This window comes from Pseudomonas sp. LBUM1640 (assembly GCF_059716225.1).
Window position 1 is genome coordinate 2,555,235 of record NZ_CP166816.1, and the last position, 25,956, is coordinate 2,581,190.

19 protein-coding genes are annotated in these 25,956 nt (G+C 60.2%); 7 read left to right on the forward strand and 12 right to left on the reverse strand.

Annotated elements, in window-relative coordinates; genetic code table 11:
• Nucleotides 1–12: 12 nt before the first annotated feature.
• Entirely contained in the window at nt 13–1,071 is a 1,059-nt protein-coding gene (locus ACA065_RS11580) for a diguanylate cyclase (protein WP_497694618.1), read from the forward strand.
• 49 nt (nt 1,072–1,120) lie between these two features.
• Nucleotides 1,121–2,350 (forward strand): M20/M25/M40 family metallo-hydrolase, encoded by a 1,230-nt coding sequence (locus ACA065_RS11585; RefSeq protein WP_159955491.1) that lies wholly within the window; start codon nt 1,121–1,123, stop codon nt 2,348–2,350.
• 212 nt (nt 2,351–2,562) lie between these two features.
• Here ACA065_RS11585 and ACA065_RS11590 read toward each other — a convergent pair whose 3' ends face one another.
• The 5 genes from ACA065_RS11590 to ACA065_RS11610 all read right to left on the reverse strand — a co-directional run bounded on the left by ACA065_RS11590 (nt 2,563) and on the right by ACA065_RS11610 (nt 12,802).
• Nucleotides 2,563–2,979 (reverse strand): hypothetical protein, encoded by a 417-nt coding sequence (locus ACA065_RS11590; protein WP_497694619.1) that lies wholly within the window; start codon nt 2,977–2,979, stop codon nt 2,563–2,565.
• Between the two features lie 307 nt (nt 2,980–3,286).
• Nucleotides 3,287–3,667: a hypothetical protein gene (locus ACA065_RS11595; RefSeq protein ID WP_497694620.1), complete on the reverse strand. Its 381-nt coding sequence runs from the start codon at nt 3,665–3,667 to the stop codon at nt 3,287–3,289.
• A 2-nt stretch (nt 3,668–3,669) separates the two neighbouring features.
• Entirely contained in the window at nt 3,670–8,463 is a 4,794-nt protein-coding gene (locus tag ACA065_RS11600; RefSeq protein WP_497695336.1) for an RHS repeat-associated core domain-containing protein, read from the reverse strand.
• A gap of 146 nt (nt 8,464–8,609) precedes the next feature.
• Nucleotides 8,610–11,693 carry an efflux RND transporter permease subunit gene (locus ACA065_RS11605; RefSeq protein WP_497694621.1) on the reverse strand — a complete coding sequence of 1,028 codons (3,084 nt, stop codon included), beginning with the start codon at nt 11,691–11,693 and terminating at the stop codon, nt 8,610–8,612.
• Between the two features lie 2 nt (nt 11,694–11,695).
• Entirely contained in the window at nt 11,696–12,802 is a 1,107-nt protein-coding gene (locus ACA065_RS11610) for an efflux RND transporter periplasmic adaptor subunit (protein ID WP_497694622.1), read from the reverse strand.
• A gap of 101 nt (nt 12,803–12,903) precedes the next feature.
• Here ACA065_RS11610 and ACA065_RS11615 point away from each other — a divergent pair, with 101 nt between their 5' ends.
• From ACA065_RS11615 to ACA065_RS11625, 3 genes are all read left to right on the forward strand, one after another.
• On the forward strand, nt 12,904–14,109 hold the full coding sequence (locus ACA065_RS11615; protein WP_497694623.1) for a multidrug effflux MFS transporter: 1,206 nt from the start codon (nt 12,904–12,906) through the stop codon (nt 14,107–14,109).
• Between the two features lie 76 nt (nt 14,110–14,185).
• The gene (locus tag ACA065_RS11620; RefSeq protein ID WP_497694624.1) at nt 14,186–15,052 is read left to right on the forward strand and encodes a pirin family protein; all 867 of its coding nucleotides are present in this window, start codon (nt 14,186–14,188) and stop codon (nt 15,050–15,052) included.
• A 177-nt stretch (nt 15,053–15,229) separates the two neighbouring features.
• Entirely contained in the window at nt 15,230–16,675 is a 1,446-nt protein-coding gene (locus ACA065_RS11625; protein ID WP_497694625.1) for a mechanosensitive ion channel domain-containing protein, read from the forward strand.
• On the opposite strand, the gene ACA065_RS11630 is transcribed toward ACA065_RS11625, so the two are convergent.
• Entirely contained in the window at nt 16,672–17,118 is a 447-nt protein-coding gene (locus tag ACA065_RS11630) for an Rrf2 family transcriptional regulator (RefSeq protein WP_497694626.1), read from the reverse strand. The two genes, ACA065_RS11625 and ACA065_RS11630, sit on opposite strands and share 4 nt — an antisense overlap.
• Before the next feature lie 144 nt (nt 17,119–17,262).
• Here ACA065_RS11630 and ACA065_RS11635 point away from each other — a divergent pair, with 144 nt between their 5' ends.
• Nucleotides 17,263–18,147, forward strand: coding sequence for an NAD(P)/FAD-dependent oxidoreductase (locus tag ACA065_RS11635; RefSeq protein WP_497694627.1), 885 nt, complete (start codon nt 17,263–17,265; stop codon nt 18,145–18,147).
• Between the two features lie 45 nt (nt 18,148–18,192).
• Here the strand turns inward: ACA065_RS11635 and ACA065_RS11640 are convergent, their stop codons facing one another.
• Nucleotides 18,193–18,780, reverse strand: coding sequence for a TetR/AcrR family transcriptional regulator (locus ACA065_RS11640; protein ID WP_497694628.1), 588 nt, complete (start codon nt 18,778–18,780; stop codon nt 18,193–18,195).
• 203 nt (nt 18,781–18,983) lie between these two features.
• Here ACA065_RS11640 and ACA065_RS11645 point away from each other — a divergent pair, with 203 nt between their 5' ends.
• Entirely contained in the window at nt 18,984–19,571 is a 588-nt protein-coding gene (locus tag ACA065_RS11645; protein ID WP_497694629.1) for a LysE family translocator, read from the forward strand.
• Here the strand turns inward: ACA065_RS11645 and ACA065_RS11650 are convergent.
• The 5 genes from ACA065_RS11650 to ACA065_RS11670 all read right to left on the reverse strand — a co-directional run bounded on the left by ACA065_RS11650 (nt 19,513) and on the right by ACA065_RS11670 (nt 25,793).
• Nucleotides 19,513–20,388 carry an AraC family ligand binding domain-containing protein gene (locus ACA065_RS11650; protein WP_497694630.1) on the reverse strand — a complete coding sequence of 292 codons (876 nt, stop codon included), beginning with the start codon at nt 20,386–20,388 and terminating at the stop codon, nt 19,513–19,515. The genes ACA065_RS11645 and ACA065_RS11650 overlap by 59 nt on opposite strands.
• 71 nt (nt 20,389–20,459) lie before the next feature.
• The gene (locus ACA065_RS11655) at nt 20,460–23,921 is read right to left on the reverse strand and encodes a hypothetical protein (RefSeq protein WP_497694631.1); all 3,462 of its coding nucleotides are present in this window, start codon (nt 23,919–23,921) and stop codon (nt 20,460–20,462) included.
• 121 nt (nt 23,922–24,042) lie between these two features.
• Complete coding sequence (locus ACA065_RS11660) at nt 24,043–24,468, reverse strand: GNAT family N-acetyltransferase (protein WP_497694632.1); 426 nt, start codon at nt 24,466–24,468, stop codon at nt 24,043–24,045.
• 70 nt (nt 24,469–24,538) lie between these two features.
• Nucleotides 24,539–24,979, reverse strand: coding sequence for a hypothetical protein (locus tag ACA065_RS11665; RefSeq protein ID WP_497694633.1), 441 nt, complete (start codon nt 24,977–24,979; stop codon nt 24,539–24,541).
• A gap of 322 nt (nt 24,980–25,301) precedes the next feature.
• Nucleotides 25,302–25,793 (reverse strand): GNAT family N-acetyltransferase, encoded by a 492-nt coding sequence (locus ACA065_RS11670; RefSeq protein ID WP_497694634.1) that lies wholly within the window; start codon nt 25,791–25,793, stop codon nt 25,302–25,304.
• Nucleotides 25,794–25,956 lie beyond the last annotated feature (163 nt).

The following is a 25,956-nucleotide window of genomic DNA, read 5'->3' on the forward strand; positions in this document are numbered from 1 at the left end:
TCACACCAGACCATGTCAGCTGCCGGAGGAAATGGACTTCCGCTCGCTTCACGGTTGTATAAATCGCGCACCTTGGGGCTGACGCTGGGTTTTGTGTGCGTGGTGTTTGGCATGTACCCCTTGCACCCGCCGCTGTGGGTGTGGGCCTGGATGCTGATCAATGCCTTTGTCTGGCCGCACATTGCCTATCAATGGTCGCGCCGCGCCAGCAACTCACTGCGCAGCGAACGCCGTAACCTGCTGTTCGATTCCTTTTGCGGCGGGTTCTGGGTCGGCGCCATGCACTTCAACCCGCTGCCCAGCGTGACCACGCTGTCGATGATGACCATGAATAACGTCGCCATCGGCGGGCCACGCTTCATGTTGGCGGGCTGGGTGGCACAGGCATTGGGCATCGGCACGTCGCTGCTGCTGTTCGCCCCCGCGTTTATCGCCGTGACCACCGAGGCCCAGCTCTACGCCTGCCTGCCGATCTTGATGGTGTACCCGTTGGTCCTGGGCTGGATCTGCTATCGCCAGGCCGTGACCCTGGCCCGACACAAACGCGAGTTACTGGCCCTGAGCCGCACTGACAGCCTGTCCGGCCTGCTCAATCACGGCGCCTGGAAGGACCATCTGGAGATCGAATTCCAACGCTGCCGCCGGGAGCAGGTGGGCGCCGCCATCGCGCTGATCGACATCGACCATTTCAAGACCATCAACGATACCTACGGCCATGTCACCGGCGATATCGTGCTGCGCCAATTGAGCAAAATACTGCGCCAGAACCTGCGCGCCACCGACCTCGCCGGGCGCTATGGCGGCGATGAGTTCTGTGTGATCCTGCCGGACATGCCCCTGCACCGCGCCACCGAAGTGATGGACGCCTTGCGCGACCGCTTCAACGCGTTGGCGTATGCCCAGGACCCGACGCTGCGCGCCAGCTTGAGCATCGGCCTGGCGCCATACCAAGCGGCGCACGCCGATTCCACCAGTTGGCTCAACGACGCCGACCAGGCGTTGTACGAGGCCAAGAGCAGCGGGCGTAACCGCGTGAGTTCCGTGCAAGGGAGTTGGTTGCGTTCGGTCTAGTGGGGTAGGGTGTTGCAGCCCCTCCCAACAAAAACACAAGGATCGGTCCATGCTCTTCACCTTCTCCCGTACCCTCCTGGCCGCGACCCTGGCCTTGTCCTTCGCCGTGCCGGCCTACAGCGCCGAACCCCACAAACAGATCCAGGCCGATTCTGAACAGTACAAGGCCGAGGCGCTGAAACTGCTCGAACGCCTGGTGAATATTGATTCGGGCTCCGGCTACGAGCCCGGCCTGACCCAAGTGCGCGACATCGCCGTGGATGAATTGAAGCAGCTGGGTTTCAGCATCGAACTGGTGCCGGACAAGGCCGCTAACAACAGCCACGTGATCGCCACCCTCAAAGGCACCGGCAAAGCCAAGATCCTGCTGATGGCGCACATGGACACCGTGTTCAAGGAAGGTTCGGCCGCCGAGCGCCCATTCCACATCAAAGACGGCCGCGCCTATGGCCCCGGCGTGATGGATGACAAAGGCGGCATCGTCGCCGGCATCTACGCGTTGAAAGTCCTGAAAAACCAAGGTTTCAAGGACTACGCCCAAATCACCTTCCTGCTCGACGCCAGCGAAGAAACCGGCTCCGAAGCCGCCTCCGAGCTGATCCGCACCACCGCCAAAGGCCACGACGTTACCCTCAACCTCGAACCCGGCCGCCCAGCCGATGGCCTGGTGGTATGGCGCAAAGGCAGTGCCACCGCCGTGGTCGAAGTCAAAGGCAAAGCCGCCCACGCCGGCGTCGCCCCGGAGCTGGGTCGTAACGCCGCGATGGAAGCGGCGCACCAGATCCTGCAACTGGGCAAACTGGGCGATGAAGAGAAGAAAACCACCATCAACTTCACTGTGATCAAGGCCGGTGACCGCACCAACGTCATTCCCGACCAAGCCACCGCCAAGGCGGATGTACGCGCGGCGTTGCCGGAAGAGTTTGATCGGATCGAGAAAGACCTGGCCCGCGTGTCGGCCAACAAATTGATCCCGGACACCGAAGTGAAGACCAGTTTGCTGCGCGGTTTACCGCCGATGCCACAAACGCCCGAGTCGGATAAGTTGGTGGCGATCGCCCAAGGGATTTACGGGGAGTTGGGGCGTAAGTTGACCATTGAAGGCAGCGGCGGGGCGGCGGATGCGAGCTTGTCGGCCGGGGTTGGCACGCCGACGTTGGATGGGTTTGGGATTGTCGGGGGCAACATACATACGCCTGAGGAGTATGCCGAGGTGGAGAGTGTGGCGCCGCGGATTTATCTGCTTAGCCGAATGATTGTGGAGCTTTCGAAGCGGTGATTGGGGCGCTGGGTTCACTCATTTTCTGAGGGTGAACCTCGTTCTCTGGTGAGCAGGCTCATTGTGGCGAGCAGGCTTGCCCTAGCAGCCCTGAAACTGGCGACGCGGATCTGGCTGTAGAACCGCGTCGGATTTATTGGGGCTGCTTCGCAGCCCAGCGCGAGCAAGCTCGCTCGCCACACGGTTGGGGGCGCGCCTGTGATACAGGTGTTTCACCATTTTGACTGGTCTTCGAGGCTGGCTTTTTTGAGGTCATCTTTCCACCACTCATTCGTCAACCTATAAATGTCCTCGAAGAAACCTCTTGGATTCTCCATATTGCTCCATCCCCAGGGTAAGGAGCAGTAAAATCCCGGGGCCTGGTTCAACTCTCGCGAAAAGTCATAAGTTTTGTCATCAAGCGCAGTTCCTAAAGTGGCGACTAAAAGTTTTCGATGCCGATAATTCAAATCTGAGCTTTTGTCTATTATGTATTTTTTTATTAATTTTTCTCTGTCTGATCTAAGGTCGATGTTGTAGGTTGAAAATGTCTCGCCCAAGGTTTCTTCACGGTCATAAATATCGAATGGTGAAAGGAAGTAACGAATCTTTGGTTGGTAGGGTGTATTTAGAAAAGGGTGTTTTAACATTGATCGTCACTCACTGGAAATACGGTATAGAGGCTTTTGGTTTCGCGGTCAAATTTCGCGATCGCTGTATTCATGTCATCGTCATATATTGGATTGTTCGGGTCGCAGGGGTTTGGTATGTATCCTTTTCCACAGCCCTGTAATTCCACTCGGGCTATAGGGTTTCCGTAGTAATCCTCCCCTGTGAAAGGCTCCAAGTTACGATCTGTTCTTGTGGTGGCTTCATTCAGGGCAGCGAGTTGCATCCTGTGGCTTTTGAATTGAGTGCTAAGCTGCATAGATTTATTTTACTTTTGGGTAGAAGGTTTTAGAGGGTTTGATCTTGTATTGGTTTTCCTTCGATCGTTTCTCTCTTGTAGTTTTTGAGCTGTCCGAGTAGCACCATCATGAAGGCTTTCTTGTCAATTATTTCATCTTCGAAGTATGTGTCAAAGAGGTAAAAGACAGACTCAAAATCTTCATCTATAGCCAAAAAATAATCGAGCGTATCTATAAACCACTGTTGCTCATCTTCTTTATATGAGAAGAATTCTGGCTTAGTCAATACGTCGAAAAGTTCCGCAAGCTCTTTGGGGTCGTTGATGTTTTTCGAAGCTATAATTTCCTCTCTCTCTAGGTTCCTAGTGTTTTCAATGCAGTAAGTAAATAGCAGTCCGCGAAGTATGGTAAGTTTTGGGCGTCGTTTCATTTTTAAAACTCCGTAAAGGCAGTGATAGGTTTTCCGTCTCGGTTCAAGTAGACGATTGCTTTTCTCTGTGTTCCATATGTCAGGCCATCTCTTCTGTAGCCCTCACCTATAATCTTTCCCATATCCATCGGGTCAGGTGTGTCTGGTCTACCATTAAGTCTGAAAATTAACAGTGCACGGTCAATTGCATTTAATTGATCTCTATGGCTCAGAAAGCGTGTGGCCGCACTGGGTGGCCTTGGTTCACCCGCTCTTCGCCCTCTATCGAACGTCTCAATTTCCCCTGTGGTGGGGTTTCTAGCTGTTATTACTCGCTCACGTTGAGATTCCAGTGTCGTCTGAGCACCGTGTTTTTCCAAGAAGTGTGCCCTTGGAATAGACCCCTCTAGTTCTGATAAACGCCGGTAGGCGTTGGCTTCTCCAAGCTTACTAATGCGTGCCTGTCGCTGTGCGCGTGCCTGTTGCGGTAAAGCGGGTTCCCCGTGTTCAACCCCTGCTGTCGGATTTTGAACAGAACTGTCTGGCTTGCATCCATCCCCCCCGGGACATGTGTTCAAGCCTAGCGGATCTACCCATCCGGTGGGATTGGGCACGTACTGGTACGCGTTGATCCCACCCGCCAGCTTCACTGGATCAGGCGTCAGGTAACGACCAATATCTGGATTGTAGTAGCGATGGCGGTTGTAGTGCAGGCCGCTTTCCTGATCGAAATATTGGCCTTGGAAGCGCAGTGGGTTGTCGAGTTTATCTATGTCGAGGCGACTGATCTGGCCGTAGGCGCGGTAGTGCGCGGACCAGACGATTTCGCCGTCGGGGGCGGTGAGTTCCTGTGGTGTGCCTAGGTGGTCGAGTTGGTAGTGGAAGGGCTGGGTGTCTTTCGGTCCAAAGCCTTCCAGTAGGGCCAACGGACGGAAGCTGTCCGGCTCGTAGATATAACTGCGATGCCGATCGGCGTGATGCTCCGCAACCAGCTTGTCGCCTTGCCAGAAAAACTCCGTCGTTATGCCTTCGACGGTTTTGCTGATGCGCCGACCAAACGGGTCATAGCGATAGCTGGCGGTTTGCCCGTTGGGCTGGGTGATGCCGATCAAGCGGTGCTGGCAGTCGTAGCGATACTCGGTGACGAGTTGATGGCCCTTGCCGCGCCGTTGGCGGATCAGGTTGCCAAACGCGTCATAGTCATAATGATGATCGCCCTGAATCATCAACCGATTCCCCGCCACGATGTCCGGGCCGGGGCGGTCTTGCATCAGCAGGTTGCCGGCCGGGTCGTGGCCGAAGCGTTCCTGCTGGTCTTGCGAGTGATCCGCGCGGGTCAGGCGGGCGAGGGGGTCGTAGTGGTAGTGATGCTCGCCTTTGCGGGTGTCGAGCAGGCGGGTGAGGTTGCCGGTTTTGTCGTAGTCGTAGTGGCGGCGGTAGTGCTTGTGGTCCTCTTGGGTCACCGCGTGGGCGTGCAGCCGGTTTTGTTCGTCGTAGTGGTAGTGGCTGAGCAGTTGGCCTTGTTGGCGTTGGCGTTCGCGGCCGGTTTTGAACAGGTGGGACGTTAGGGTTTTGCCATTCAGTTCGACGGTGGCGAGGTGGCCGCCTTTGTTGTGGTTGAAGGTGAGGCGGTTGTTGTCCGGCAGGCGCAGGTTTTTCAGTTGGCCGCAGGTGTCGTAGCCGTAGCGCAGGGTGCCCCAGCCTTGGTGGTCGGCGGTGAGGCGGTTTTGGCTGTCGTACTCGTAGGCTAACGCCCAGTGGCCGTCGTCGACGCTGAGGAGGTTGCCTTGGCGGTCGTAGGCGTAATCAACAACGCCAGCGTCGGGAAGGGTTTTTCGTACGAGGCGGCCGGAAGGGTCTCGCTCGTAACGGGTGATGAGCTGACTGCCATCGTCGCCGTGTTCGATTTTCTCCAGCAGGTTGCCGTTGAGGTCGTAGACGTACGCCGTGCGCTGACCGTCAAAACCGGTTTCCTGCTGGATCAACCCGTTGGGGTGGTAGTCGAGTTGGTAGGTTTCGCCGACTTCGTTTTCGATCTCGGTCAGGAGTAACCGGGTGTTGTCGTAGCGGTAGTTGACCTGGGTGCCATCGGCATTAATGCGGCGGCTGATCAGGTGCAGGCCGTCGGCGTATTCGTAGCGGGTGACGTGGCCCAATTCGTCACGTTCGGAGGTGATTTTTCCGTAGGGGTTGTAGCTGAATTCGCGCGTGGCGCCATCGGGCTGGGTGAGTTTCAACAAGCGCCCGGCCGCGTCCCACTGATACTGGGTCAGCGCCCCATGTTCATCCTCACGCGCAACCTGCTGTCCCACATCGTCATAGCGATAACGCTTGATCCCGCCATTGGGCAGTTGCTCTTCGGTAAGCTGCCCACGCTCATTCCAAACCAGCCGATGACAACTGTGATCGGGATACCAAACCCCGGACAGTTGCCCGTGCTTGTTGTAGGTGTAGTCCGTAGCGTGACCGTCAGGATCTGTCTTACGGATGACGTCGCCCTGGTCGTTCCGCTCATACTTCCAGACGGCAAGACCACGCCGCACAACCCGTACGAATCCGTTGTCATGCTCGTAGGCAGTCGGCTCATCCTCTCCCGGAAACAGCGCCACTAGACGCCCGGCGTCGTCATACTGATACGCCGTCACCGCCCCCAGCGGGTCCTGCTCAACCGTCAGCCGGCCCTGGTCGTCATAGGATTTGAAGTGCTCAGCACCGTCAGGATCAATCCGCTGCACCAGCCGCGCGCGCTGGTCATGGACATACACTTCCTGGCTGCCATCAGCGTTGTGAACCGTGACCTTGCCGCCGTCCTCCCACGCATACCGCGTGTCCATCTGCGAAAAACTGGCCCAGTGCCGAACACATCGCGCGGCCTTACCAGACCGTTCCCACGCCCAAAAGAAACTCGCCCCACCGGCCAACTGCCGCTCAAGAATGACATGCTGAGCGTCGTACCGATAAACCTCGCTTTCACCGACAGCATTGGTCGCCGATACCAGTCGTCCAGCATCATCGTATGCGTAGGAAACGACGTTCTGCTCGGTCACCCACACATACGGCTCTCGCCCTTTGGCGCGATGAACCTGATAGTCCACCGCCACAATGCGGCCCAGTTCGTAGCGCAAAAACAAACAACGGCCGACACCGTTATCCAGCCGCTCAATCCGCCCCAAACGATCACGAGAAATCCGCAGCCGGTTGTCATACGCATCGCTGATAGCCGTCAGCACACCGTCGCGGAAGTGATAAAACCTTGATGCCTGAGCCAGCACCAACTCATCGGGCAGAGCACCCAAATAGATCGCCGCTTCGGCCAAGCTATTGGTAATCGCCGGACGAGCAACAGTCGGCAAGGGCAGGGCAGTCGAGCGATTCTCATGATCCGTCCAAACCACCGAATTACCCGCAACCACCAACCGCTGCGCCAGCGCATGACTCCAACCAAACCCCAACCCGCAATCCACTTCGACCGCACTGGTGCGGTACAACCGCGTCCACTCAAACGGCAAAATCCCGTCCAGCGCGCCATCGGTAAGGGTCAGCAATTCCTCCCCGGTGACCATCGACACCGGGCAGCCATTGGTGGCGGTTTTATCCGCAGGTGCTGCCGCATCGCCCTGGGGATTCTTCGCAGAGGCCGGCACATCATCGACAGGTTCCTGGCGCACCAACGCCGTCCGCTGCGTTTTGCTGCGAACCGCAGGCACCGGGTTGGATACCAACTGATCCCCTGCCTTCAACGACGCAACCGGCACCGTCTTGATCGGCGTCGCCGCACTACCCAGCAGCAACGGCTTAACCACCTCGGCATGCGACTCCAACCGGGGCATCACCAGCTTTTTAGCCAGCAACTCCAGCAGATCCCGCCCGCGTCCAGACTTCATGTGCCCCAGCACCTGCGTACCCAGACGCACCGCCACGCCCATACCCGCCGTCGCCCAGATCAGCAGCAGGTTGATCAATACCTCGCCAGTGATTTGCCCCATCAGCTCATTCATTTCTTGCGGTGGCAGCATGCGCATCCAGCTGACCATCGCCGACACATAGATGAATAACAGCGGCTCATCGCTGAGCACCAGCAGGCCGATGGCGATCGCGTCGTTGCCGAGCTTCAGCAGCTCATCGAGTTCGGTTTGGGAGATGTAGTGCAGCAACTTTTCGCTGTTGGGCTTGATGTCCGCCAACATGTCGAACAGCTGCGTTATGTTGTCCCACAGGCTGTAAAGCGCTTTGCCCATGCCATTGAGAAAGGCTGCCTCCAGCACCCGACGCCGGTCCAGCGGAGTAGCGTCCGTATAGGTTTTCCACTGCGCCTGAAACGTGCCGTTCCACTCGTCGTGCAGACGCACTTCCAGATCTTCGATCACCGACTGATAAGACGCATACAGCGCCTTGACGTGATCCTTGGAAACGTTGGGATAGAAATTGATTCGGTACTGCTGGTTGCGATCACACTCGGTGATTTCGAGAACGCCGCTGGGGCCGATGGTCTTGTGGATCGGCTCGCCCAGCGGGCCACCGTTGGGGTCGATGCGTTGCAACACCACGGGCGTGTTGCCAATGGGCACGAACTGAGCACTCTGGAACATGTGCACCAGGGTCAAGGTGCCGTTGGCCTGGCAGGTGGCGACGGTGCTGCTGGGAATGATGGAGCGGTTGATGGGGGCGACCAGCGCCACTTCCTCCCCGACTTTAAATACCTGTTCGACGTCCAGCGCCGAAAAGCTCCAGAAGCTGGACGCCCATTCATCAAAGGTGTTCAGGCATTCCCGAAAGTCACGCAAGACGGTTTCAACGTCCACCGTCTTTGCATCCATTGGGGCCAGGGCCAGCCTGCCGATGGCCGTGTTCAAGCGACAGCCCCATGAACCGAGGCTTTAACCAAAGAAACCATCTGCAATCCCTCGCACTGTGTGATCAGGCGAAGGACTTTGCAGAGGTTTTCAGGCGATATCTGTAGAGCTTATCCGGCGGTTACGTGGGATGTTTCGGTAGTCTTCGTCCTCTCCCGCCCAAGCACCAAACTGCACAGCGCCGGCAGGAATAACAGCGTCAACACCGTGCCCACCAGCACGCCGCCGATCAGCACATAGGCCAACGAAGACCAGAACACCGACAGCGTCAGCGGGATAAACGCCAGCGCCGCTGCCAACGCCGTCAAAATCACCGGCCGTGCGCGGCGCACCGTGGCTTCGACAATCGCCTCGTGAATCGGCATGCCGTGTGCCTGGTTTTGGCGAATCTGGTCGGTGAAGATCAGCGTGTTGCGCATCAGAATGCCGCCAATCCCGATCAACCCCAGAATGGCGTTAAACCCGAATGGCTGGTTAAACAGCAGCAAGGTTGGCACTGCGCCAATCAGGCCCAGCGGCGCGGTGGCGAAGACCATGAACATTACGCCGAACGAGCGCACCTGGAACATGATCACCGTGAGGGTCAGCAGGATCATGATCGGAAACAGCGCGGCCAGGGCGACGTTGGCCTTGGCGCTTTCTTCCACCGGGCCGCCGATGTCGATCTGGTAACCGGCGGGCAATTTGGCGATCAGTGGCTGCAGGTCTTTGTACACGGCCATTTCCACGTCGGGCGGTTGCACGCCGTCGATGATGTCGGCGCGCACTTCCACGGTGCTGGCGCGGTTGCGGCGCTTGAGGATCGGTTCTTCCATCACTGCCTGAAAATGCCCGACCTGGGCCAGCGGCACCGAGGTGCCGGCGCTGTTGGTCAGGGTCATGTTGTTGAGGTTACCGAGGTTTTCGCGCTGGTTGCCTTGGGCGCGCGCAACCACAGACACCGTGCGATTGCCTTCGCGCACCTCGGTGATCGGGTTGCCACTGAGCAAGGCGTTGAGCTGCGATTTGACCTCGTTAGGCGTGAAACCCAGCAAGCGCAGGCGATCTTGGTCGAGCACCAGGCGGTAACCGCTGGTGCGTTCGCCCCAATCGAGGAAGGCGTCCCTGGTCAGCGTGTTGGCAGCCACCACTCGGCGCACGTCTTCAGACAACCCACGCAGCACATCCACATTTGGCCCCGACACACGAAACACCACCGGAAACGGCACGGGCGGCCCGAACAGCAGCTGCGTGACCCGCACCCGCGCGGAGGGGAACTCACCGGCAGCAATGCGCTCACGCATGCGCAGTTTCAACGCATCGCGGGCATGCGAGTCCGGGGTTTGCACGATCAGCTTGGCAAACGCCGGGTCGGGCAACTCGGGGTTCAGCGACAGGAAAAAGCGTGGCGCGCCGCCGCCCACATAGGTATCGACCACGCTTGTCTGTGGCTCCTGCAGCAGGGCTTTTTCCAGCTGCGCCGCCACCGCCTCGGTGCTTTTGAACGCGCTGCCGGGCGGCATGTACACCTCAAGAATCAACTCGGAACGGTCGGAGTTGGGGAAAAACTGCTTCTTCACCACGCCCATGCCCAAGCCGCACACCACAAAGGCGGCCACTACCAGCCCAGTCACCCACCAGCGCCTGCGCACGCAGGCTTCGACTAAATGACGCAGTTTCTGGTAGTAACGGCCGGCGTAAATGGCATCGTGGCCGCCAGGCACCGGCTTGATTTGCGGCAGCAATTTCACGCCTAGATACGGCGTGAACACCACCGCCACCAGCCACGACGAGATCAGCGCAAAGCCGACGATCCAGAAGATATTGCCGGCATATTCTCCGGCGCCCGAGCGCGCAAAACCCACCGGCAGAAAGCCGATGATGGTCACCAGCGTGCCGGTCAGCATCGGCGCGGCAGTGGAGCTCCAGGCGAAGGTGGCGGCGTGAACCCGGTCAAACCCTTCCTCGAGTTTCACCACCATCATCTCGATGGCGATGATCGCGTCATCCACCAGCAAACCCAGGGAAATGATCAGCGCGCCGAGGGTAATGCGGTCGAACTCACGCCCGGTCAGCAGCATGATCACAAACACCACCGACAAGGTCAGCGGCACTGCAGCGGCCACCACCAACCCGACGCGAAAACCCAGCGCCAACAGGCTGATGACCATCACCACGGCCAGGGCGACGAAGAATTTGAGCATGAATTCATTCACCGCCAGGCTGATGTTTTTTGCCTGGTCGGCAACCTTGGCGAAGTTCACCCCCAGCGGCAGGTCGGCCTGGATTCTGGCTTCCTGGGCCTTGAGGCTTTTGTCCAGTTCCAGGCCGTTCCAGTGCTTCTCCATGATCACGCCGAGCATCAACGCCGGGTCGCCCTGGTGACGAATACGGTAGCTGGGCGGGTCTTCATAGCCGCGACTGACCTTGGCCACATCGGCAATGCGCAGCACGCGGCCGTTGACTTCCAGCGGCACGTTTTCGATCAGCGCGAGGCTGTCGAAGGCACCGTCGATGCGGATATAGGCGCGGGCGCCCGCGGTTTCGACGAAGCCCGACGGCGCCACGGCATTCTGCGCGGCGAGGGCGGCGAAGATCTGGTCCGGCTTGATGCCCAGTGTCGCCAGGCGTTCATACGAGAACTCGACAAAGATCCGCTGGGCCTGTTCGCCAAGGATATTGACCTTTTTCACGCCGGGCAGGTTGAGCAAGCCCTGGCGCAACTCTTCGGCCATTTGCACTTGCTGGCGATGCGGCAGGTGCTCGGCTTCGAGGGCGTACAGGGCGAAGTACACGTCGGAATATTCATCGTTGAAGAACGGCCCGATCACGCCTTTGGGCAGTTTCGCCGCTTCATCGCTGAGTTTTTTGCGGGTTTGGTAGAACAGCTCCTGGATTTCGCTCGGGCGTGTGGACTCTTTGTAGGTCATGCGCATCGACACAAAACCCGGCTGGGCGATGGTCTCCACGCGGTCGTAGTAGTCCAGTTCCTGCAGGCGCTTTTCCAGGCGGTCGGCGACTTGCTCCTGCATTTCCTGGGCGGTAGCGCCGGGCCAGGCGGCGGTAATGGTCATGACCTTGACGGTAAACGACGGGTCTTCGGCGCGCCCCAGTTTGCCGAACGAGAAGACCCCGGCGGCGAGGATCGCGATGATCAGAAACAGCGTGACTGCGCGGTGTTTCACCGCCAGCTCGGAGAGGTTGATGCCGCGCATGCTCAGTGGTCCTGTTTGCGGTTGAGGGCCAGTGCTTGGGCGGGCAGCAAGCGCACCGCGTCGCCGCTGTGCAGCAGGTGAGCGCCGAGGGCGACGATGGTCTGGCCGGGTGTGAGGCCGCTGTCGAGCAGGGCGTCTTCCTGGCCGAGGCTGGCGACCTTGACGGGCGCGAAGCTAACCTTGTCGTCATCACCGATCAACCAGACGCCGGTGCCTTGCCCGGCGTCCTGTAGCGCACCAATGGGCACGCGGGTTTGTTGCGCCTGGCCGTTGCCTTGCAGGCGGACGGTGATGGTCGAGCCGAGGGCGAAACGGTCAACGGCGCCGTGCAACACGTAGCGCGCGCGGTAGGTGCGGGTGGTCGGGTCGGCGCTGGCGGACAGCTCGCGCAGAGTGGCGGTTACGGCCTGGTCCGGCGCGCCGAAAGGGAAGGCCAGGGCTTTCTGCGAGGCTTGGTCGCGCTGGTTTTCCGGCAGGTTGACGATGGCTTCGCGGGCGCCGTCATGGGCCAGGCGCGCGACGATTTGCCCTTCGGCGACGACGTGGCCACGGTCTACGCGCACGTCGGTGATGATGCCGTCGCCGTCGGCCTTGAGCACTGAGTAAGTACGGCGGTTTTCGATCTGGCTGGCGTCCGATTGCGCCGAGGCCAGCTCGGCTTCGGCGACGCGCAGGTTGGTCGCCGACTGGTCGAAGACCTGCCGCGACACCGCGCCGGTATTGGCCAGGCGCTGGTAGCGGTTTTCATCGTCACGGCGCTGACGCAGTTGCGCTTGAGCGGCGTTTACGCGGTTCTTGGCTGAGCGCAGGGCCAGTTCGAAGTCGCCGATGTCCAGCACCAGCAGGGTGTCGCCACGGGAAACGTGCTGGCCGGGGTCGACCTTGCGTTCGATGACCTTGCCGCTGACCCGGAAGCCCAGGTCGCTTTCTGTGCGGGCAGCCACCACACCGGTATAGGCGCTTTGCTGGGTGCCGGCCGCTTCTACCTTGGCGGCCAGCACCGGGCGCGGCTGGGGCACATCGGCGGCGGTGTCGGCCTTGCTGTTGCAGCCGCTGAGGAAGATCAACAGGGCCAGCGGCGTGAGAAGACGCAGGGGAAGAGGGTTCATGACGGGCTCCAGAGGTGACCAGCGAATAAAAAATTATGGACATAATTTTTTACGCATATTATGGTCGAAATATAAATTAATCCAGCCCCCGGATATTCCCCATGGCAAACGCCCCGGCACCCTCGCTTAGCTTGCTGTTTTTACTGGTGGCCCTCACGGCATTGGGTGAAGTGTCGACCCAATTGATCATCCCAGGCCTTGGCGCCATCGAGCAGGCGCTGGCGGCGCCAGCGGGTGCGGCCTTGATGGCGCTGTCGGCGTTTGTCGCCGCCTTTGGCCTGGGGCAGTTGCTGTTCGGGCCGCTGTCGGACCGTATCGGCCGCCGCCCGGTGCTGATCGGCGGCCTGGCGTTGTATGTGCTGGCGACCTTGGCGATGTTGCTGGTCAACGACATCGGCCAGTTCATTGCCGCCCGCGTGCTGCAAGGCCTCGGCGCCTGCGCTGCGCTGGTGTTGGCGCGCACCGTGGTGCGCGATGTGTGGCAGGCCGAAGCGGGCCCGGCCCTGGCGCTGACCATGATCGGCATGCTCTACGCCATCGTCGTCGCGCCGATGATTGGCGGGCTGCTGATCAAGCTGCTGGGCTGGCATGCGCCGATCGTGCTGGCGCTGATCATTGGCAGCGTCGTGCTGGTGTTGGCGCTGCTGTTCTTTCGCGAGAGCAACCACACCCTCGACCCCAAGGCCGGCCATTGGCGCACCCTGGGCGGGCAATACCTGGACTTGCTCAAGGGCCGCCAATACCGGGCCTATGCCGTGGCCCTGGCCTGTACCTATGGGGCGATGTTTGCGGTGATCGCCGGTTCATCGGCGGTGTTTATCAACCTGCTGGGCTTCAGCAGCCTTGAGTACGGCATCAACTTTGGTGTGATTGTGTCGATGCTGATCGTCGGCTCCACCTACACCCGGCGCAATATCATGCGCCTGGGGCCACAACGGATTGTGGCGATGGGCGTGACACTGGTGGCCCTCGGCGGGGTTTCGGCGGTGCTGGTTTATGAGCTGTTCGGCCTGTCGGTGCTGGGCCTGGATATTCCGGTGGCGCTGGTCACACTCGGCGGCGGCCTGGTACTGCCCGGCTCGGTAACGGGCGGGGTAATGCCCAACGCCCACCGCGCGGGCTTGGCGGCAGGTTTGATGGGTTTTTCGCAGATGTTTGGCGCGACGTGCAGCGGTCTGTTGCTGAGCCATTTACGCGATGGCAGTGCCACACCAATGATCATTATCCAGGCGAGCTTTGCGGTCACGGCGTTTGTGGCGTTCCACCTGTTGCGACAACGCCCGGTCAAGGGATTGTCCTATACGTAGGACGATCAGGGCCGCTTTTGCCGGCTAGTGCTCCAAGGCCTACGGACTTAGGGTGTAGGTACTTTGGAGGACCACCATGAAAAAAATCATCGGCATCTACACCAGCCCGCGCGCCCATTGGGTCGGCGACGGCTTTCCGGTGCGCACGCTGTTTTCCTACGACGCCATGGGCAAGCACATCAGCCCATTCCTGTTGCTGGACCACGCCGGCCCCGCCGATTTCACCCCCACCGAGCAACGTCGTGGCGTAGGCCAACACCCGCATCGCGGCTTTGAAACCGTGACCATCGTGTATGACGGCGAAGTCGAGCATCGCGATTCCACTGGCGCCGGTGGCAAAATCGGCCCCGGCGATGTGCAATGGATGACAGCGGCGAAAGGCATCATTCACGAAGAATTCCATTCCCAAGCCTTTGCCCGCAGCGGCGGGGCGCTGGAGATGGTGCAACTGTGGGTCAACCTGCCGGCCAAGGACAAAATGGCCGACGCCGGTTACCAGACTATCGTCGACGGCGATATTCCGGTGCTGCCGTTGGCCAACGACGCCGGGCAATTGCGCCTGATCGCCGGTAAATTTTCCGGTACTCAAGGGCCGGCGCGTACCTTCACGCCGATTGACGTGTGGGACTTGCGGCTGAACGCCGGTAAAGCGGTCACGCTGGACCTGCATGCCGGGCGCAATACCGCGCTGGTAATCCTGCGCGGCACCGTGCTGGTCAATGGCGTGGAAGTCGCACGCCAAGGGCAACTGGCATTGTTCGAGCGCGACGGTGAACACATCACGTTGGAGGCCAACGACGACGCCAAAGTGCTGCTGCTCAGCGGTGAACCGATTGATGAGCCTATCGTCGGCCACGGCCCGTTCGTGATGAACACCGAGCAGGAGATTCACCAGGCGTTTGCCGACTACCAATCCGGCCAGTTTGGGCAGATGCAAAACTAACGGCTCACCGCAATACCCCTGTGGGAGCTGGCTTGCCTGCGATAGCATCACCTCGGAGTCACTGATACACCGAGGTGTCTGTATCGCAGGCAAGCCAGCTCCCACATTTTGTTCTGCGCTATACCCCACATCTGCAATTCATGCGATCTTCTCGGCACGTACTGTGGAGTCGCCTGGATGCCCTCATTTATCGCCGATCACCCGATGTTGTGCGCCGTGGCGCTGATCTTTATCGACATCGCCGTGTGGCGGCTTATTTCCGCCAACCTCGCCAACTGGAAACTCGCGGCGCGCCTGGCGATTTTTGCCGTGTACAGCGCCGTGCTGTTCAACGACGGCATGAACCCCATGCAACTCGCGCCGTATGCCGACAACACTGCCTTGCACCTGGCGGCCACGGCCTTGCAAATTGGTTGGTGGCTGTTCGCTGCGCGCACCCTGACGGTGTTGCTTGGCACGGTGATGATGCAGCGCGTCGGGCACGGCGGGCGGCTGCTGCAGGACTTGATGGGCGCGGTGATTTTCTTGATCGCGATCATCGCCGCCATGGCCTACGTGCTCGACCTGCCGGTCAAGGGCGTGCTCGCCACCTCCGGCGCCGTAGCGATCATCGTCGGCCTGGCGTTGCAAAGCACCCTGAGCGACGTGTTTTCCGGGATCGTGCTCAACACCACCAAGCCGTATCAACTGGATGACTGGATCTCCATCGACGGCACCGAAGGCCGCGTCACCGACATCGACTGGCGCGCCACACGCCTGCAAACCTCCCAGGGCAGCATGGCGGTGATCCCCAACTCGCTGGCGGCCAAGGCCAAGATCATCAATTTCTCACGCCCGGCGGACATGTTCGGCCTGGCGGTCAGCCTGCAAGTCAGCCCGCATGCGCGCCCGCAAACCGTGATCGAGGCGCTGGAGCGCGCCATGCAAGGTTGCCGGCCGCTGTTGGCCAAACCCGCGCCGAGCGTAGCGTTCAAGACCTCCGCCAGCGGCGGCGTCGAATACGAAATCAGCGGCTTTGTGCCGGCCATGCCCCTCAAGCGCGAAGTGCGCAACCAACTTTATGACCTGGCCTTCCGGCACTTGCAGGCGGCGGGCGTGGGCCTGCTGTCCGCCACCGAAGGCAGCACGCCAGCGGCGATGTCTGGCGCGCGGGCGCTGCTGGAGCGTTCGTCGATTTTCTCCACGCTGCGCCAGGAGGAGAAAGACACCTTCAGCCAGAACATGACCCTGCACACCTACCGCGCCGGCGACATGATTCTGCCGGCAGGCGAGGTCAGCGATCACTTGTTTATCGTCGAGTCCGGCGTGGTCTCGGTGATGTTGATCAAGGGCGGCCACACCTTCGAAGCCGGGCGCATGGGCCCAGGCGAGGTGATTGGCGAGGCGGGAATCCTGTCCGATCAGGCGACGCTGGCGGATTTTTCCGCCAAGACCTTTTGCACGCTGTACCGCATCGAAAAGGAATACCTGAAACCCTGCCTGGATGCGCGCCACGACATCAGCGAGGCGATGAAGGCGCTGCTGGATTTCCGCGTGCACGCGGCGCAGGCCCTTACCCAGGAAGCGCCCGTGGTGCCGGTCAAAAAAGGCTTTTTGCAGTGGTTGCGCAGTCGCGGGCTTTAATCCGTTGAAGGCGCCATCGCGACGCGGTAGCGCTCGTCAAAATCATCCGCCAACTGCGCCAGCGTCACATCGCCCAAACGCGCCATCAATAGCGCCTGCGCCTGGTCGAACGCGTCCGTCAGCGCCGCGTTTACGGCCTGTTCCACCAGGCATTGCGGGTGGTCGGTGGACAAGCCGACGGCAAATATCGACGGCGTGCCCAGCGCGTTGTGAATATCCAGCAAGGTAATCTCACTCAAGGGTTTGCCCAGGCTCCAGCCGCCCTGATGGCCCTTTTCCGAGCGCACGTAGCCTTGCTCCTTGAGCAACCCCAGGGTGCGCCGCACCACCACCGGGTTGGTGCCGAGCATCTGCGCGATGGTGTCCGAGGTGGCGCGCTCTTCATGGCGGCCCATATGGATCAGCACATGCAGCATGCGCGAGAGGCGGGTGTCGTTTCTCATCAAAAAACCTCAAGTCGATTCGACGCAAAGTATCGTTCGTAACCTAAAAAGTTGCGAGACTCTTGACGCGGTATTTTTACGTAACTTATGGTGTGTCGTGAAAGCGCGCGGACAACCGTGTGCGCATAACCTGAGGTTACTGTCATGGTGCATGACGTCATTATTGTGGGCGGCAGCTATGCCGGCCTGTCCGCGGGCCTGCAATTGGCGCGGGCGCGGCGCAATGTGCTGATGATCGACGCGGGGCAGCGGCGTAATCGGTTTGCCGCCACTTCCCATGGCTTCCTCGGCCAGGACGGCCAGGCACCGGGCGTCATTGCTGCCGAGGGCCGCAGCCAGTTGATGGAATACCCGACGGTGACCTGGGTGCAGGACAGCGTGGTGCAGGCTGTGGCGGAGCAGGGCGGTTTCAGCCTGCGCACCCAATGCAATGGCGAGTTCAAAGCCAAGCGTTTGATCCTCGCCACCGGTGTGGTCGACGCATTACCCGCCATCGAAGGCCTGCAGGAACGCTGGGGCACGCGGGTGTTTCACTGCCCTTACTGCCACGGCTACGAGCTGGACCAGGGCCGCATCGGCGTGTTGGCCACCTCACCGTTGGCGATGCATCACGCGCTGATGTTGCCGGACTGGGGCACTACCACCTTGTTCACCAATGGCGTGTTCACGCCGGATGCCGAGCAACAGGCGCAGTTGGATCGACGTGGCGTTTCGGTGGAAAGCACACCGGTCAGACGCATCAGCGGCGAACGCGCCGATCTGGAATTGGCAGACGGCCGCGTCATTGCGCTGGACGGCGTCTTCACGATGTCGCGCACCCGCATCAGCCCGTTGGCCGAGCAGTTGGGCTGTGAATTGGTCGACGGCCCCACGGGCGCCTACGTGCACACCATCGACACCCGCCAGACCTCCGTGGCCGGTGTGTTTGCCTGTGGCGACACCTCTTTGGCCGCCGGCTCCGTGGCGTTGGCGGTGGGCGAGGGCGTACGCGCCGGGGTGGGCGCGCACTTTTCATTGATCAACGGCTGAAGATGGCCGTGTGCTGGGCCTCGAAGACATTGTCACGCAGGTGAGTCAGGCGGGTTTTCCATCTACCAACTGCTGGAACAGTGGCGTCAGCAAGTCGATCAACACCTGCGGGTCCGCCTTGGCCAGCGCCGACAGTTCCAGCATCTGGCGCATCACCTGAAAGCCCGCAACCAAGGCCATCACCAGCGCTGCGCGCTCTTGGTGATACGCGCCCTGGAGCGCGGCGGCCATGGTCGCCTGGTGACCTTTTTCGAGGTGCTCGCGACCAATCGCCGCCGCGCGTTTGCTCGACGCCGAATGCAGCATGATCAGGAAACCTTCCAGCGGCGTGCTGCCGGCTTCGGTGATGCTGACCAAGGCGGTAGCGATGGTGCGGCCAAGGTTTTTTGAGCTGAGGTTGTCTGGCGTCAGGACCATGGGGTTGGCCAATGCCTCGGCGATCACCTCGGCAAACAGCTGCTCCTTGGAGGCGAAGTAGCGGTTGACCAGCATCACGGTCACCCCGGCACCGGCGGCGATTTCACCCAGCCCGGTGCCTTCGTAGCCGGTTAGGGCAAACGCCTTGCGCGCAGACAACAAAATGGCGTCGCGGGTGACGGCGGCATCGCGCCGGCGAGGAATGGGGTTGGGCATTGGCGTCCTGACATGGCTGGAAACTGTGGGCGCAACCGGTGCGCGCCGACAGGGTACAGGGTCTATTTGCTGCCGAGGAAGCCCAAGAGTGCGGCATTGAACAATGCCGGGTCTTGGGCTCAGGGTGATTTTGTTCAATACCACGCCCGTTCAGCCGTTTACCGTGAGGCCATCGTCGCTTGGCATCACAAAAAGGAACTGCAATGAGCTTGATCATTTCCATGGCTGCCTTCGCTTTAGCCACCTCCATCACGCCGGGGCCGGTCAATGTGGTCGCACTCAGCTCGGGCGCGCGCTTCGGCTTTGCTGCCAGCCAGAAGCACGTGTTCGGCGCCGCTGTCGGCTTCACCTTGTTGCTGGTGTTGATTGGCTTGGGGCTGCATGAAGTGCTGGTGCGCTGGCCGATCCTGACCCAGCTGATTCAGTGGGGCGGTGTGGCCTTCTTGCTGTACATGGCCTGGAAACTCGCGGTGGACAATGGCCGGCTCGACGCCGATGGCACCGCCACCGCGCCGTCGATGCTCTACGGCGCGATCATGCAATGGCTCAACCCTAAAGCCTGGCTGGCCTGCGTGGCGGGGATGGGTTTGTTTGTGGCCGATGGCGACGCCGCGCAAGTATGGCTGTTCGCGGCGCTGTACCTGGTGATCTGCTACCTGTCGGTAGCGTGCTGGGCCTACGCCGGGACCTTCCTGCGGCGCTACTTGAGCAACCCGCAAGGCGTACGCCTGTTCAACCGCTCAATGGCCGCGTTGCTGGTGGCCAGTGTGGGTTATTTGCTGATGGCTTGAGCAAGTCGCGGTACTGCCCCGGTGTAGCGGCGAAATGCTGTTTGAACGCGCGCTGAAAATGCGCCTGGTCGGCAAAACCGGCGGCCAGCGCCACATCGGCGATCAGCTCGCCGTTGCGCAATTGGGTGCGCGCAAACTGAATGCGCCGGTTGACCAGAAAGGCGTGCGGCGTCAGCCCGTAATACTGCTTGAACGCGCGGATCAGGTACGACGGCGACAACTCAGCCGCCAGGCAAATTTCTTCGAGTTTCAACGCCTCGGTGCAGTGCGCGCGGATGAACTCGGCGGCGCGCTCCAGCTTGTGATTAACCTCACGCACCGGCGTCAGAGAGGGGTTCAAGCGCTGCTGCACCTCAGTGAAATAACTCACCAATGCGCTTTGCTTTTGCAGCAGTTCGGCGTGCTCATCCAGCAGAATCGCGTACAGCTCGAGCAAGCCGTTATACAGCCCCGTATCGCGGGTGTGCGGCGTATTGAACGGGCGATAACCCTGCTCGGTGCTGAAGCCCAACTGGTATTGCAAGTCGGTCAGCCAGGGCGTGTCGAGGTACAGCATGTGATACGACCAAGGCTGGTCGTGGATCGGGTTGCACGCATGCACATCGCCGGGGTTCATCAACACCACCGTACCGGCGCTGATCTGGAAGGTCTGCGCGCCATAGTGGTAATAACTGCGCCCGGTGGTGATCGCGCCGATGGAAAAATGCTCGTGGGCGTGACGCGTGTAAGTGACCTTGCGCCCGTCGGCGATGGTCCGCGCTTCGATGAACGGCAAGCGCGCGTCACGCCAGAAGCGCGGTGCTGTAGCGGCGGTCATGGGCAGGCTCCCTTGCGGCGATCAAATGCGCAGGAGAGCAGCCTTATACAAAACCCGCCATTGTTCAAGCCTCAACCCAGCACCAGCGCCCTGTCGCGCAGGTATTCCGCCCAAGGGTCGCGGCCGCTCGCGGCGGCCTGCAGGGTGATCGGCTGCCTGGCTTTTGCACGCAATGCCTGGCCATCCTGCAGCAGGTGGTGCTCGACGATGATTTTTGTCAGCGCGCGCGAGCGTGCTGAATCGAAGGTGCGCGGTACGCGCAGGCCCAGGGCATCCAACCCTGGAATATCGGTAGCGCCCGGCAGGTCGCGGTCGAGCTTGCTGATCAGCAGGTCCGTGCTTGGCGCAGTGGCGGCGATCTCGGCAGGCAGCGCCCCGTGTTTATAGGCTGGCCAGTCGAAACGCATCCAGGGTTGCGGGGTGGCAGCGTTGACGGCGTGCATGATTTGTTTGTAATCAAGGTCGCGTCGAGGACGGATCAACAGTTGTCGGGGGAAAAACTCATAGAAGTGTTCGTCGTGGTAATAGAACACGTACACCAGCACACCCAGGCGACCTACTTCGGCGGCGGTGTTCGGCGTGGAGCTCAGCCGGCTCAGGCTGAAAAACCGCACCTCGCCATATTCCAGGGCTTCGCGCCGCGCCAACGTCAGGTCCGCCAAGCCACAACGGATCGACTCCCCATAGGCGGCCTGCAACTGCCCAAGCTTCTGACTGAAGGCGTTAAAAAACACGCCGTTGATCTGCCCCAGCAAATGAAAGCGCTTGGCCATTTCTCTGTACTTGATCGCCTTGTTCGAGGAATGCCAGCGGTGTGAGGTAACGTCCAGGCTTGCAGCCATATGCAGGTCGACGAACGAGTACTTGGGGCCGGTATGCACGCCCTCGAACTGGCCGTCTTCGGAAAAGGGCGAATGCTCCGGCAGCCACATCAATACACGGGCTTCCAATAAACCATTGTCGGGGTAGACCCTGCGCAAATCATCCAGGGCCGTCTGGCGCAGCGTAACAATGGGCCGGTCAAACGCTTGCAGCGTTGATGTCAGGCGCGCACGTTGACCGTTCAGCGCCTTCAGTGCACTGCTAAATTCCTGTGAGTCATAACCTGTCTTGGGTGGCAGCACGCCATTGACCACGGCCCACTCCAGGATCGGCCACTTGACTTCGTTGCTGGCGAGATAGAGCCTCCAGCCGTCTTGCGGCGTAAGGTTCGCCAGGGTCATGGTGTGCTTGTAGTTCAACAGACGCGAGCTGCCCGGAATGACGTTTTCCATCCAGTCGACATGATGGCGGAACAGCACCCAGGCTTGCGAGCTCAGGCAGGGGGTTATTTCAGGGATGTCACGCACGAGCAACTGCGGACTTTTTTCACAGAGGATCAGATGGGCTGCAAGGGCTGCGACCGGCGCGCTGAGCCCGCGCAGGCTGACCTCGATCTGGTAGCGTACAAACGACACGGGCTCGCCCCAGCAGTCGGCAGCGTGCCAGTCGAGGTAATTGAGGCGTGTGGGATGGGTTTCCGGCGCGGGGTCCAGGCTCAGGATCAACGCGGCCAGTATCAGCCCGTTGCGGCTGCCGTGCCACTGCAAGGTGTTCGACAGTGCTTCGCCGAGTTGCTGGGCCTGGGGCGATGCCAACAGGCGTACCATCAGAAAATCCGCTTCAGCCCGCACATCCGCAACGGACTTGCCGGCCAGCCCGGCACTCCCCAGGTACTCGAACAGCGGCACACTCTGGCCTTCCAGGAACGTGGCGCTGGTTGTCAAGATCGGCTGGCGATGCAGAACCAACAGCTTCCACGCCGAGGGCTGAGCGTCATCCAGCGGCTTGAGTGCCCGCCAGTAATCATTTTGGCCGGGCGGAGAGGGCGGGTTGAGTTCCAGGCGCTGCAGTATTTGACGAGCCTCTTGCAGCGTATCGGGCAACCTGACTTTGTACATCTTCAACGCCTGGCTGAGGCTGATCAGGTCATTGGTGCGCAGATGACCACCGGCCTTGGCGGCTACTTTCTGGAGCCGCTGCAGCAGCTCTGCCAAATCGGCGTCGCTCATCACCGCATCGGTCAGTATTTTCCAGTTGCCGTCCAGGTCGATTGCGCCAACGCTGCCAGAGGCTCCCAGCAATACATGGCTGTCGGGGGCGATGCGTTCGCGCTTACGAATGGCCAGGAAGGCTGGGTTCTCAGTCAGAACACGCAATTGTGCATAGGCTTTGTTCACCAGCGGCTGAAGCGTGTCCGGGTCGCCGTTGACAAACATCCCAAGGCCGCCAGGCCCCTCTAATACCCCGCCGCCGATCACCTTGGCCAGCCCAGTGCAGATCGTATAGTGATCATTTAACAGGCCAACATATTGAACATAGTAGTAAAGCTCGGTAAAGGCCCGCGCAGAACTGAGCACCACCGGCACTGCCGGCATGGGCCATTCGCGCAGGCGTTGCGTCAGGGCGCTGATCGCTGGCGCATCCAGCGGGCGATCAATGGCGTAAGCTTGCAAGACGCTGGCAACGCTGAGGCTATGGTCCGGGTAGATATCAATTTGCAGTTGTTCGCTGAGCGCCACCAGCCTGTGCCAGCGCGCATCAGGTTCGGCCGGTATGCGGGTTTGCAACTCACCCTCATCGTCACGCACGGCTACACACAGGCGTTTTCGCTGATAGTCGAAGTACGCAGAGCCCGGCGCATCGGTTGTCGAACACGGGTCGTTTTCGGCGTTAATCGCCTGTAACAAGTCCGCCGCCTCTTTGATGTGTTTGGCCAACCGCGAGTCGGATGCCAACTGCAGGCGTCGGCGGTAAACGTCTATGCCCGAAGCGGCGTCTTGCCCCTCGGCGAATGGGTGCAGGGCGTCGGCCAGTTGCAGGTAGTCGCGCGACTGTTCGCGCAATTCAGCGTAGATCATCGATTTGCTGCGGCCGCTGTCGTCAAACCCAGGGAAGCTCTGCAAGGCACGCAGCTCTTCGACCAGGGTGAGTGCCTGGAGGCGATTGGCGGGCACCGGCAAACCATGGAAGGCCAGTACCAGGTTCAACGGCAACGTCAGTGCTGCGGCCTCCGTTTTCGGGTCAATGTAGGGCCAGCCCAGTGCCATCGGGTCGACCACTTGGCCGATGTAGATGATGGGGTTGGCGAGCGCCCACCAAGCCGACGCGTCGGCCAGGTTAAACACCTTGAGCTGGCCGTGGGCGATAACACGCAATGTGCTGGTGCGCAGACGCAGCGTCTGTAAATCAAAACCCCGCGCGTGGGCCCAGGCCATAAAACCGTTGCCGTTGATAGCTTTGATAAAAACCTTGCTCCACTGACCCAGCAGTGAGTGCTCGGCAATCGGCACCGGCCGAGAGGGGAGCGACAATGCCTGGCCCTGCGTGGGAGAAAGCAGGCTGATCAATTGATCGAGCAACGCGCGGTCACCTGTGACGCGCAGGGCCTGGCGCGCATTCAAGTAGGTGGCCGATGGGCTGAACGTGACAGCCTGCGCGGTATCGTCGGGCGGCGTACCCCACGTCTGAGCGAGGGCGCGAAAGTCTTCCATGAGGGCAGTTCCGGGTTGATCAAACCCGGATCATCCCATTGGGCCAAAGGCGCTCAGTAGCAGGTGTTTCCGCAATGGCCGTGGCTTGTATCAACCACGGCACGTCGTAGAACCCCAATGCTCAAAGCTGTTTGGACAAAAACACCCGGCTGCTGCCCGCTGGCGTACAGGGTATCTCGCCAAACCTTACCCACCCATGCTTCTCGTAAAACCCCGGCGCCTGGAAGCTGATCGTGTACAACACCGCATTCCGGCAACCCCGACGCCGCGCCTCGTCTTCGAAAGCGTGCAGCAACTGGCTGCCCAGGCCCGCGCCGCGCAGCGAGTCGGGCAAGTGGAAAAGATCGAGAAAGGCCATGCCCAAAGAGGTTTTGCCGGTAATACCGCCGAGAATTTCCTGGGTGATGGGGTCTTTGATCAACACCGTGAGCGGCAGGCGATCATTGGCACCGGTGATGGCCTCATTGAACGCGGCAAGGCCGTTGCCCAGCAGGCGCTCGGCGTCGGGGTTGGGTTGGTCGCTGATTTCAACGAGGGGTGCGCTCATCATTGCCTCTCAATAGGTGCCTGTCAGGCGGTACGCAGCACGTTCGCCGCACTCCCTACCGCCGGTTACCTTACGCCTGCTGCCCGGCGTAGATCTCGAAATCTATAGCCTCACGGTAAGGATCGCCAAGCGCTTTGTACTGGCCATTGCCGGCGTTCTGGGTGGGTTGCCAATGTTGTGTGGTGTGGTCGAACACTTCGGCATCATTCCCCGCAGTTGTATCGGTACGGTTGAGCCTTGGTTTGTCGCTGTCGGCATGAGCTGCTTCAGGCTGCTTGAAATGTTGTTCACGCAGTGAGCCGAAGTACGAATTAAAATCATCGTCGTCGACCTGGGCCGGTGTTACATGCTCGTAAATCCGATCATGTGGAAAACCACGTGGTTTGTCCGCCTCCAGGGTGTCATTACCGCGCCCGTCTCCAGGAGGCGTGGGGGTTGGTTTTTCATTGCCGTGCGTGCGGGCTTCGTAATAAGCGTGCGCTGAACCGATAGAAACACCGATTGAAACCATGATTGCACCTCTCTGATGTTTAACAAAAAAGAACAGCCAACACTTTTTTGACTGATCGGAACCTAAGTTACCGAGCAGTGGGAGGGCGTTCAATGAGGTGATTTCGGGCGGATGTTACGAGGCAATACCCCCACTCGCTGTGCTCACGGTGTGAGCTGTGTGGCTGTAGTACATGGCTGAAATCATCGTTTGAAGTTTCACGATGATCATCAGCGTTTGGCGAGGGAGAAAAGGTTCTTACGTGCTGAAATACAGTTGCCCTCTGAGCACCGAGTTACCGTCACAAATCCCGACACACAAAGGCGCTGAGAAAGCTAACCGCTTAAAGCGCCATCACCATCTCATGCCACGCCATGCCGCCGTGATCCGACGGCGAAGGCTGCACATAGCTGTACCCCATGCGCGTGTACAACGGCACGTGCTGCTCTTTGCACATCAAGTGAATCGTCTGCTTGCCCAGCGCGCGCATGCGCTGCACAAACTCAGTCATCAGCAGCTTGGAATACCCCTTGCCCTGATGCGCCGGGTCGACCACCACCGACATGATCACCACATTCGGCGCCTCGGCGGCATGCCCCACCAACTCCTTGAACGCCTCATCCGACATCGCCACCTGATGGGCGCAACCACAGTTGATAAAACCCACCACCGCGCCATCGGCCTCCAGAATCAAAAAGCCCTCGGGGTACTGCGCGATGCGCGTGGCGATTTTTTCCAGGGTCGCGGCTTCGTCGCCTTCGTAGGCGGTGATCTCGATTTCAAAACAACGGGCAGCATCGCCGGGCAGGGCGTTGCGAAAGGTGAGGGCGGGCATGGGCGTTTCCTGGGGCGTTAAGCGAAAGGCCACATCATAACGGCCGTGGCGGCGTCGAACAAAGCTCAAACTGTGGGAGCTGTGGAACCCCAGCGAGGCTGCGAAGGCGGCCGCACCAACACCATCAAGGCCGGGTCAGCGCCCAGTGCCTATCGACGAGGTG

What these genes read in the sequence shown, in the direction of transcription:
- ACA065_RS11590 (WP_497694619.1), bottom strand. Translation starts at nt 2,979, where the DNA reads ATGTTAAAACACCCTTTTCTAAATACACCCTACCAACCAAAGATTCGT.
- ACA065_RS11640 (WP_497694628.1), bottom strand. Translation starts at nt 18,780, where the DNA reads ATGCCCAACCCCATTCCTCGCCGGCGCGATGCCGCCGTCACCCGCGAC.
- ACA065_RS11630 (WP_497694626.1), bottom strand. Translation starts at nt 17,118, where the DNA reads ATGAGAAACGACACCCGCCTCTCGCGCATGCTGCATGTGCTGATCCAT.
- ACA065_RS11605 (WP_497694621.1), bottom strand. Translation starts at nt 11,693, where the DNA reads ATGCGCGGCATCAACCTCTCCGAGCTGGCGGTGAAACACCGCGCAGTC.
- ACA065_RS11670 (WP_497694634.1), bottom strand. Translation starts at nt 25,793, where the DNA reads ATGCCCGCCCTCACCTTTCGCAACGCCCTGCCCGGCGATGCTGCCCGT.
- ACA065_RS11595 (WP_497694620.1), bottom strand. Translation starts at nt 3,667, where the DNA reads ATGAAACGACGCCCAAAACTTACCATACTTCGCGGACTGCTATTTACT.
- ACA065_RS11585 (WP_159955491.1), top strand. Translation starts at nt 1,121, where the DNA reads ATGCTCTTCACCTTCTCCCGTACCCTCCTGGCCGCGACCCTGGCCTTG.
- ACA065_RS11655 (WP_497694631.1), bottom strand. Translation starts at nt 23,921, where the DNA reads ATGGAAGACTTTCGCGCCCTCGCTCAGACGTGGGGTACGCCGCCCGAC.
- ACA065_RS11600 (WP_497695336.1), bottom strand. Translation starts at nt 8,463, where the DNA reads ATGGATGCAAAGACGGTGGACGTTGAAACCGTCTTGCGTGACTTTCGG.
- ACA065_RS11645 (WP_497694629.1), top strand. Translation starts at nt 18,984, where the DNA reads ATGAGCTTGATCATTTCCATGGCTGCCTTCGCTTTAGCCACCTCCATC.
- ACA065_RS11660 (WP_497694632.1), bottom strand. Translation starts at nt 24,468, where the DNA reads ATGAGCGCACCCCTCGTTGAAATCAGCGACCAACCCAACCCCGACGCC.
- ACA065_RS11615 (WP_497694623.1), top strand. Translation starts at nt 12,904, where the DNA reads ATGGCAAACGCCCCGGCACCCTCGCTTAGCTTGCTGTTTTTACTGGTG.
- ACA065_RS11610 (WP_497694622.1), bottom strand. Translation starts at nt 12,802, where the DNA reads ATGAACCCTCTTCCCCTGCGTCTTCTCACGCCGCTGGCCCTGTTGATC.
- ACA065_RS11650 (WP_497694630.1), bottom strand. Translation starts at nt 20,388, where the DNA reads ATGACCGCCGCTACAGCACCGCGCTTCTGGCGTGACGCGCGCTTGCCG.
- ACA065_RS11665 (WP_497694633.1), bottom strand. Translation starts at nt 24,979, where the DNA reads ATGGTTTCAATCGGTGTTTCTATCGGTTCAGCGCACGCTTATTACGAA.
- ACA065_RS11580 (WP_497694618.1), top strand. Translation starts at nt 13, where the DNA reads ATGTCAGCTGCCGGAGGAAATGGACTTCCGCTCGCTTCACGGTTGTAT.
- ACA065_RS11620 (WP_497694624.1), top strand. Translation starts at nt 14,186, where the DNA reads ATGAAAAAAATCATCGGCATCTACACCAGCCCGCGCGCCCATTGGGTC.
- ACA065_RS11625 (WP_497694625.1), top strand. Translation starts at nt 15,230, where the DNA reads ATGCCCTCATTTATCGCCGATCACCCGATGTTGTGCGCCGTGGCGCTG.
- ACA065_RS11635 (WP_497694627.1), top strand. Translation starts at nt 17,263, where the DNA reads ATGGTGCATGACGTCATTATTGTGGGCGGCAGCTATGCCGGCCTGTCC.